Raw genomic sequence first — 6,645 nt, 5'->3', positions numbered from 1 at the left:
ATCAGCCGGTACAGCGTGACGCGGTCCAGTGTCACGCCTTCGCCGGCATCATCGTCGCCGCCCAGCGCGGCCTGCAGCTGCGCGTGCGTGTAGCTGGTGTCCGGGTGGGCCAGCAGCCAGCCCAGCACCAGGCGCGCCGCGCTGGTGCGGCGCAGGCCGTGGGCCGACAGCAGCACATCAATCGGGTCTGCGTCGGCGGTGATGCCGGGGCCGGTTCTGGAGCGCCTGACAGGTTGGACGGATGCCATGGGATGAAGCCGTTCAGAAAGAGTTTGGCAAAAGAGCGCGCGGCGTATTTTCACAACGCACGCACATAACGCAACAATGTTGCATTAGACTATACAGCAATTCAGTTGCATTATTACCGCAACCGAGTGGCTTTTGATGACTTCCCGGCCCGCCTGTTTGTAAAGACGACTTCCCTTGCCAGCTTCACCTCCTCCCTTCCCCCCACAGCCTCCGCGCCGCCGCAGCATCCTCGCCTGGCCGGCCTGGCGCCGGGTGCTCGCGGTGTTGCCGGCCGTGGCGCTGCTGTGGCTGGCAGTCGCCTGGGCTTCGGCGGAAATCGCACCATGGTGAGCGCCATGGTCGCGCTGGACAACCTCACCGTCAGCTACCGGCAGCATCCGGCGCTGCACCACGTCAGCGGTCACTTCGCGGCGGGTTCGCTGACCGCTGTGGTCGGCCCCAACGGCGCCGGCAAAAGCACGCTGTGCAAAAGCATCATGGGGTTGCTGCCCCGCTCGGGCGGCCAGGTCACCACGGCAACGCCACGCACGCGCATCGCCTACCTGCCGCAACAGGCTGAGCTGGACCGCAGCTTTCCGATGGACGTGTGCGATGCCGTGCTGCTCGGCTGCTGGCCTTCACAGGGCGCGTGGGGCGGAGTCAGTGAAGCGCAGTGGGCGGCTGTCGGCACGGCCTTGCGCACCGTCGGCCTAGAAGGTTTTGAAGCGCGGCCCATTGACACGCTCTCCAGCGGGCAGTTCCAGCGCGTGCTGTTTGCCCGCCTGCTGGTGCAGGACGCCCGCCTGATCCTGCTGGACGAGCCCTTTAACGCAATAGACAGCAAGACCACCGCCGCGCTGCTGGCATTGATTCGCCAGTGGCATGGCCAGGGACGCACCGTGATTGCCGTGCTGCATGACGACGCCCAGGTGCGGGCACATTTTCCGCAAACGCTGCTGCTGGCGCGCGAAGCCGTCGCCTGGGGCCCCACAGCACACGTCATGACAGAAGACAACCTGGCACGCGCCCGCGCGATGGCCGAGGCATGGGACGAAAGCGCCGAAGCCTGCCGCATTGACGACAAGGCACTGGCCGCCCCAACGGCATTGCACGCGCCCGCGCTGCACAAGGCTGCTGCGTGATGGAAGCCGCACTGCACGCCTTTCACGGCGCCTGGGCCGTTTTGTTTGCGCCGTTCGCCGAATACGCCTTCATGCGCCGCGCGCTGGTGGCCACGCTGGCGCTATCGCTCAGCGCCGCACCACTGGGCGTTTTCCTGACCTTGCGGCGCATGAGCCTGCTGGGCGACGCGCTCAGCCACGCCATATTGCCGGGTGTCGCTATCGGTTTCATGCTGTGCGGCCTGTCGCTCACGGCCATGGCCGCAGGCGGCGTACTCGCTGGCATGCTGGTGGCCGCGCTGGCCGGCTTCATCAGCCGCGCCACCACGCTGAAAGAGGACGCCAGCCTGGCTGCCGTTTACCTGGTGGCGCTGGCGCTGGGCGTGACGCTCATTTCCGGCCACGGCACGCAGCTTGACCTGCTGCACATCCTGTTCGGCAGCGCGCTGGGCGTCGACACGCCGGGCCTGCTGCTGGTGGCCGGCGTGGCCAGCATCAGCCTGGTCGCGCTGGCGGCTGCCTACCGCGGCCTGGTGCTCGAAAGTTTTGACCCGGTGTTCCTGGCTGCAACGGGCCGCAGCGCCTCTTTCAAATGGTCCTGGCAGCAAGGCTTTTTGATGCTGGTCGTCATCAACCTCGTGGCCGGCTTCCAGACGCTGGGCACGCTGATGGCCGTCGGCCTGATGATGCTGCCCGCGGTGTCGGCGCGCTTGTGGCACGACACCCTGCCCGCGCAGCTCGCCAACGCCGGCGCGCAGGCCATGGCGGCAGGCTACGCCGGGCTGCTGCTGTCTTACCACTTCGATACACCCTCGGGCCCGACCATCATCGGCTGCGCCGGCGCGCTGTACTTTGCCTCGCTGCTGCTGGCACCCGGCGGCTGGCTGCCGCGCACGTTCGCGCGCACGCACCGCACCGCCTGAAGCTGCGCATCTTTCCTTTCTTTACCAACCCGGAGCCCTTCCATGACTTTCATGAAACACCTGGCGCGCAAACTGCTGACACCCCTGGTCGGAGCCGCACTGCTGGCCACCGCCACCGCCGGCATGGCCGCCGACAAAATCCCTGTGGTCGCCAGCTTCAGCATCCTCGGCGACCTCGTCCGTGTGGTCGGCGGTGACCGCGTCGCCGTCACCACGCTGGTCGGAAGGAATTGCAGGCACTCGACACCTGGGCCAAAGAGCAGCTCAGCGCCGTCCCCGCCGCCAAACGCAAGGTCATCACCTCACACGACGCCTTCGGTTATTTCGGCGCGCACTACCAGGTCAGCTTCCTGGCGCCACAAGGAATTTCCACCGAAGCCGAACCCAGCGCCAAAGAAGTCGCCCAACTGATCCGGCAGATCCAGCGCGAAAAGATCAAGGCCGTGTTTTTTGAAAACATGAGCAACCCCAAGCTGCTCGCCCAACTGAGCAAGGACGCGGGTGTGACACCCGGCCCCGCGCTGTATGTCGACGCCCTGTCAAAAGCTGGTGGCCCAGCTGACACCTACCTCAAGCTGATGCGGCACAACGTGATGCAGCTGGTGGCGGGAATCAGGCTGAACTGAGCAGGAAATAAAACGGCTGAATCAGGAAAACCGCGCTGACATCAAACATTGCGAAACGCTGACAACATCAAGCGCACCAMCGTCAAAACCGCCAGCTGGGCAAAAAGCCAGACCGCAAACAACAGACCTGTTGCACCCCATTTGATGTTGCAGTTTTCGCCCTGGACTGAATAATTTGCAGATACGCCGCGGGCCACATAAGCACAGAACTCTTCCTGCGGGTTGTGATCAAGCGCTCCGTAGCACATGAAAAAAGCCAGAGGCAGGGCCACTAAAAGCGGGATCAGCACCCATGACACCAAACGATCAACGGTGAAGTTCATTGCCAATCTCACTCATTTTTTGCTCTCGAAAATCTGGCCGTTTGCAGCGCGCCACGAATACGCGGATATCGACAGTCAAATGTGTTCAGTCGCGATAGGGTTCATTACTTCGCGGCGCATCCGGCAACTGTTCATCCAGCGACTGGCGGTAGCGGATGCAGCCGCGAAAGAACTGCGGCCAGTCAGGTACGACGGGCACAGGGTCGGTTCTCTCCGGCAGCAGCGCCCACAGCGCCGGATGATGCCAGCACAACTCGTGGCCCGTGCTGTCGCGGTGCTCGCGAATACCCTGGCGGAGTTTTTTGACTTCCACAATGAGTTGTTCACGCGACAAGCCTTCAAGATCGGTGTCCATGCTGCCTCCGTATTGAACATGAGATGTTCAGAGTGTGCGAACACCGACATCATAGGCACGACGGACCAACCGCACTCTGCCACCGGACGCCGATTGGGATCAGTCGTCGCGTCGCCCCGCAAGTCTTGCATAGGCAATGGCATCCGCCAGTTTTTCATAACGGTACTCACGAAACCCATACAGGCGTCCATCGAATGTGATGCCTAGCTCATGCATCAACGCTTCAGCACTCACTGGTGCTTGCACCGCATCGGGCAGTGGCGAAGGTTCTACCCCCACCTTGCTTGCAGCTGGCGATCTGCGCCGGCCGCGCATCAGATTAATGCCAATGGATGCCGCCACGCCAACTGCTCCCCAAACCATGAATGGCACGATCAGCTCCAGCAGTTGCGGCATCACCAGGATGAAGCTGCAACCTGCGTGGGGGCACGCGCGTTGCAGCCACGCGGACCAGGCAGCGTATCCCAATGCGATCCATCCAATCCAGAAAACTATGTGCATCACGGTCTTTCCAGCGCTTTTATTAGAAGTTAAGCCGCAAACCGAAGCTTGCCGCATGCTTGCGATTCCAACAAGGTTGAAGACAGGTGCATGGTTGCCAACTGCCCACGATCATAGGTTCGAAGCCAAACAACACCATCCCCCAAACGCATGAGGGACTCGCGCGAACAACGTTCTTGCCTCCGCCGAAACCGCTGTATAACCAAGCCATCAACGCCATCCACGTTTATCACCCCCAGAGGTGCACACCCCATGACTTCCACCCCTAGCCCCCACCCTACCCACCTGCGCAGCCACACCTTCCACGGCCTCGCCCCCGGTCCGCGCCTGCTGGTCACCGGCGCCGTACACGGCAATGAAACCTGCGGCACGCGCGCCATCACACAGCTGATGGAAGAAATCGACAACGGCAAGCTGGGCATTGAGCGCGGCACCGTGACTTTTGTGCCCGTGACCAACCCGCTAGCCTACCGGCTCAAGCAGCGCATGGGTGAGCGCAACCTCAACCGCAACATGGCGCCGAGTGCAATTCCGCAGGACTTTGAGGACCGCATCGCGAACGTGCTGTGCCCGCTGCTGGATGCGCATGACGTGTTGCTGGACCTGCACTCTTTTCACACGGGCGGTGCGCCGTTTGTGATGATCGGCCCGCAGAACAACACGGGGGCGCTGGAGCCCTTTGACCATGCCGCGGAAGAAATGCAACTGGCGCTGCACACCGGGCCGCACCGAATCGTGGAAGGCTGGCTGGAGACGTACGCCCGGGGCGTGCAGCGGCGCGCGGCAACGGCTGCGGGCGCTGCGGGGGGCGCCCGCGCGCAGACATTGGTGACGGACCCGAACTACGGCGTAGGCACGACCGAATACATGCGCTCACGCGGCGGCTACGGCGTGACGCTGGAGTGCGGCCAGCATGACGACCCGCAGGCGGTGCAGGTGGCGCGGCATGCAATTCAGCAGACGCTGGGCCTGCTGGGGCTGATTACGCAGAAACCCGCGCCGGTGCCGATGGCGCGCGAAATCCTGCGGCTCGTTGACGTGGTGGACCGCGAGCATGCCGGCGACACCTTCACGCGCGAGTGGCGCAGCTTCGACGCCGTGAAAGCCGGCGAGGCCATTGGCACGCGCAATGGCGGCGCACCTATTGCCGCGCCGGCGGACGGCTTTGTGGTGTTTCCGAATCCGCGGGGGGAAGTGGGCCAGGAGTGGTTTTATTTCGCGCAGCGGCGGGCTTGAGCCCGGATGGGCCGGGCCAGCGCCGTTGCGGGGTGGCTACGGCTTGCCGCAAGGCGCCGACATTGCTATCTATTTAATAGCCGCTTGCGCTCGCCCCTATTGGCTTGCAGGCCAATTTGATGGCTAAACGAAGGGCTTTTTTGCTTCAAAACGGGCTAAAACCCGTTTGAAAACCCGAAAAAATGATTTCAAACAGCCCCAACGGCCGGAAAACATGGTTTTTCAGCATTAAAAACGGCATCAGACCAATACTGACAAGCGCAATCAGCTATCTATTTGATAGCAAACTAATAGCACTCACGCTCCAACCCATTCAGTCCTTCACACGCGACGCAAAGGTCTTGCGGAATTTGTCGACCTTGGGGCCGACCACGAACGCGCAGTAACCCTGGTTGGGGTTGTTCTCAAAATAGTCCTGGTGGTAGGACTCGGCGGGCCAGTAGTTTTCGAGCGGCAGCACTTCGGTGACGATGGGTTTGCCAAAGGTTTTGTCCTGGCTGACCTGACGGATGAAGTCGTCGATCTCCGCTTTCTGCTCAGGCGTTGAGTAATAGATGCCGCTGCGGTATTGCGTGCCGGCGTCGTTGCCCTGGCGGTTCAGGCTCGTCGGGTCGTGGATGACGAAGAAAATTTCGAGGATCTCGCGCAGCGTGATGTCGGCCGGGTCGTAGGTAAGTTTGACGACCTCGTTGCTGCCGGTGCGGCCCGTGCAGACCTCTTCGTAGCTGGGCCGTGCGGCCTGGCCGTTGCTGTAACCCGACTCCACGTCGGTAACACCGCGCACCTTGACATACACCGCCTCGGTGCACCAGAAGCAGCCGCCGCCGAGCGTGATGGTTTGGGGGGAAGAAGGCATGGAAATCTCCGCTGAAATCCGTTGGTCGTACGGGGAGCGGCAATCTTACGCCGGGGCCCGCGGACCCGCGGAGAGGCCCACACATTGCCCCTGAAGCGAACTGGAAAGCGTCCGGTTCAGTCGCGCCGGCGCGGGCCTTTGGTGACGTGCTGGGGACCGACTGCACGGCGCATCAACCGCAGCAGGGCCAGCGCCAGAAGGCCGCCGGCCACGGCCAGGCCGAGCGAGCCCATGCTGAAGACCTTGTCGTTGGTGGCGCCCTTGCTGAGCAGGGCGGCCACGAAGTCGCCGCCGATGAAAGCGCCGAACATGCCGACGCCGAGGCTTTCGAGGATGAGGATTTTTTCGCGGGTGCCCGCGAGCAGGCAGGCGGCCCCGCCGAGAAGGGCACCCACCAAACACCAGATATACGGGTTGATGCCGTTCTCCTGAAGACTATGAACTGCCCCATGGTGACAGCTTTACGCCCCCAGCGG

At 62.8% G+C, this 6,645-nt stretch carries 10 protein-coding genes and 1 pseudogene; 4 read left to right on the top strand and 7 right to left on the bottom strand.

Translation table 11 applies throughout. The features are described 5' to 3' along the window. Positions 1 to 248 (bottom strand): annotated as a pseudogene (locus AC1DWI_RS15390) (hypothetical protein); the annotation flags it as partial. Positions 249 to 575: 327 nt separating this feature from the next. Between AC1DWI_RS15390 and AC1DWI_RS15385 the strand changes: the two are divergent. Then, positions 576 to 1,370 carry a metal ABC transporter ATP-binding protein gene (locus AC1DWI_RS15385; protein WP_477668902.1) on the top strand — a complete coding sequence of 265 codons (795 nt, stop codon included), beginning with the start codon at positions 576 to 578 and terminating at the stop codon, positions 1,368 to 1,370. Continuing rightward, entirely contained in the window at positions 1,370 to 2,272 is a 903-nt protein-coding gene (locus AC1DWI_RS15380; RefSeq protein WP_477668043.1) for a metal ABC transporter permease, read from the top strand. Before AC1DWI_RS15385 ends, AC1DWI_RS15380 begins: the two co-directional genes overlap by 1 nt. A gap of 21 nt (positions 2,273 to 2,293) precedes the next feature. Here AC1DWI_RS15380 and AC1DWI_RS15375 read toward each other — a convergent pair whose 3' ends face one another. Further along, positions 2,294 to 2,512, bottom strand: coding sequence for a hypothetical protein (locus tag AC1DWI_RS15375; RefSeq protein ID WP_477725143.1), 219 nt, complete (start codon positions 2,510 to 2,512; stop codon positions 2,294 to 2,296). Here AC1DWI_RS15375 and AC1DWI_RS15370 point away from each other — a divergent pair. Then, positions 2,503 to 2,898, top strand: a complete 396-nt coding sequence (locus AC1DWI_RS15370; protein WP_477725142.1) for a metal ABC transporter solute-binding protein, Zn/Mn family — start codon at positions 2,503 to 2,505, stop codon at positions 2,896 to 2,898. The genes AC1DWI_RS15375 and AC1DWI_RS15370 overlap by 10 nt on opposite strands. A gap of 41 nt (positions 2,899 to 2,939) precedes the next feature. Here AC1DWI_RS15370 and AC1DWI_RS15365 read toward each other — a convergent pair whose 3' ends face one another. From AC1DWI_RS15365 to AC1DWI_RS15355, 3 genes are all read right to left on the bottom strand, one after another. Next, positions 2,940 to 3,221 carry a hypothetical protein gene (locus AC1DWI_RS15365; RefSeq protein ID WP_477725141.1) on the bottom strand — a complete coding sequence of 94 codons (282 nt, stop codon included), beginning with the start codon at positions 3,219 to 3,221 and terminating at the stop codon, positions 2,940 to 2,942. An 85-nt stretch (positions 3,222 to 3,306) separates the two neighbouring features. Further along, on the bottom strand, positions 3,307 to 3,576 hold the full coding sequence (locus AC1DWI_RS15360; RefSeq protein WP_477668045.1) for a hypothetical protein: 270 nt from the start codon (positions 3,574 to 3,576) through the stop codon (positions 3,307 to 3,309). Between the two features lie 99 nt (positions 3,577 to 3,675). Continuing rightward, entirely contained in the window at positions 3,676 to 4,134 is a 459-nt protein-coding gene (locus AC1DWI_RS15355; protein ID WP_477668046.1) for a hypothetical protein, read from the bottom strand. Positions 4,135 to 4,329: 195 nt separating this feature from the next. On the opposite strand from AC1DWI_RS15355, the gene AC1DWI_RS15350 reads away from it, so the two are divergent. Next, positions 4,330 to 5,313 carry a M14 family metallopeptidase gene (locus tag AC1DWI_RS15350; protein ID WP_477668047.1) on the top strand — a complete coding sequence of 328 codons (984 nt, stop codon included), beginning with the start codon at positions 4,330 to 4,332 and terminating at the stop codon, positions 5,311 to 5,313. Between the two features lie 313 nt (positions 5,314 to 5,626). Here the strand turns inward: AC1DWI_RS15350 and msrA are convergent, their stop codons facing one another. Together msrA and AC1DWI_RS15340 are read right to left on the bottom strand one after the other, a co-directional pair. After that, on the bottom strand, positions 5,627 to 6,169 hold the full coding sequence (gene msrA / locus AC1DWI_RS15345; protein ID WP_457279947.1) for a peptide-methionine (S)-S-oxide reductase MsrA: 543 nt from the start codon (positions 6,167 to 6,169) through the stop codon (positions 5,627 to 5,629). Between the two features lie 116 nt (positions 6,170 to 6,285). Further along, on the bottom strand, positions 6,286 to 6,564 hold the full coding sequence (locus tag AC1DWI_RS15340) for a hypothetical protein (protein WP_477668048.1): 279 nt from the start codon (positions 6,562 to 6,564) through the stop codon (positions 6,286 to 6,288). Between the last annotated feature and the right edge of the window lie 81 nt (positions 6,565 to 6,645).

Source organism: Polaromonas sp. P3_C2 (genome assembly GCF_056402675.1).
Note: the sequence above shows the minus strand (reverse complement) of the source record. Positions and strands in the feature narration are given on the sequence as shown.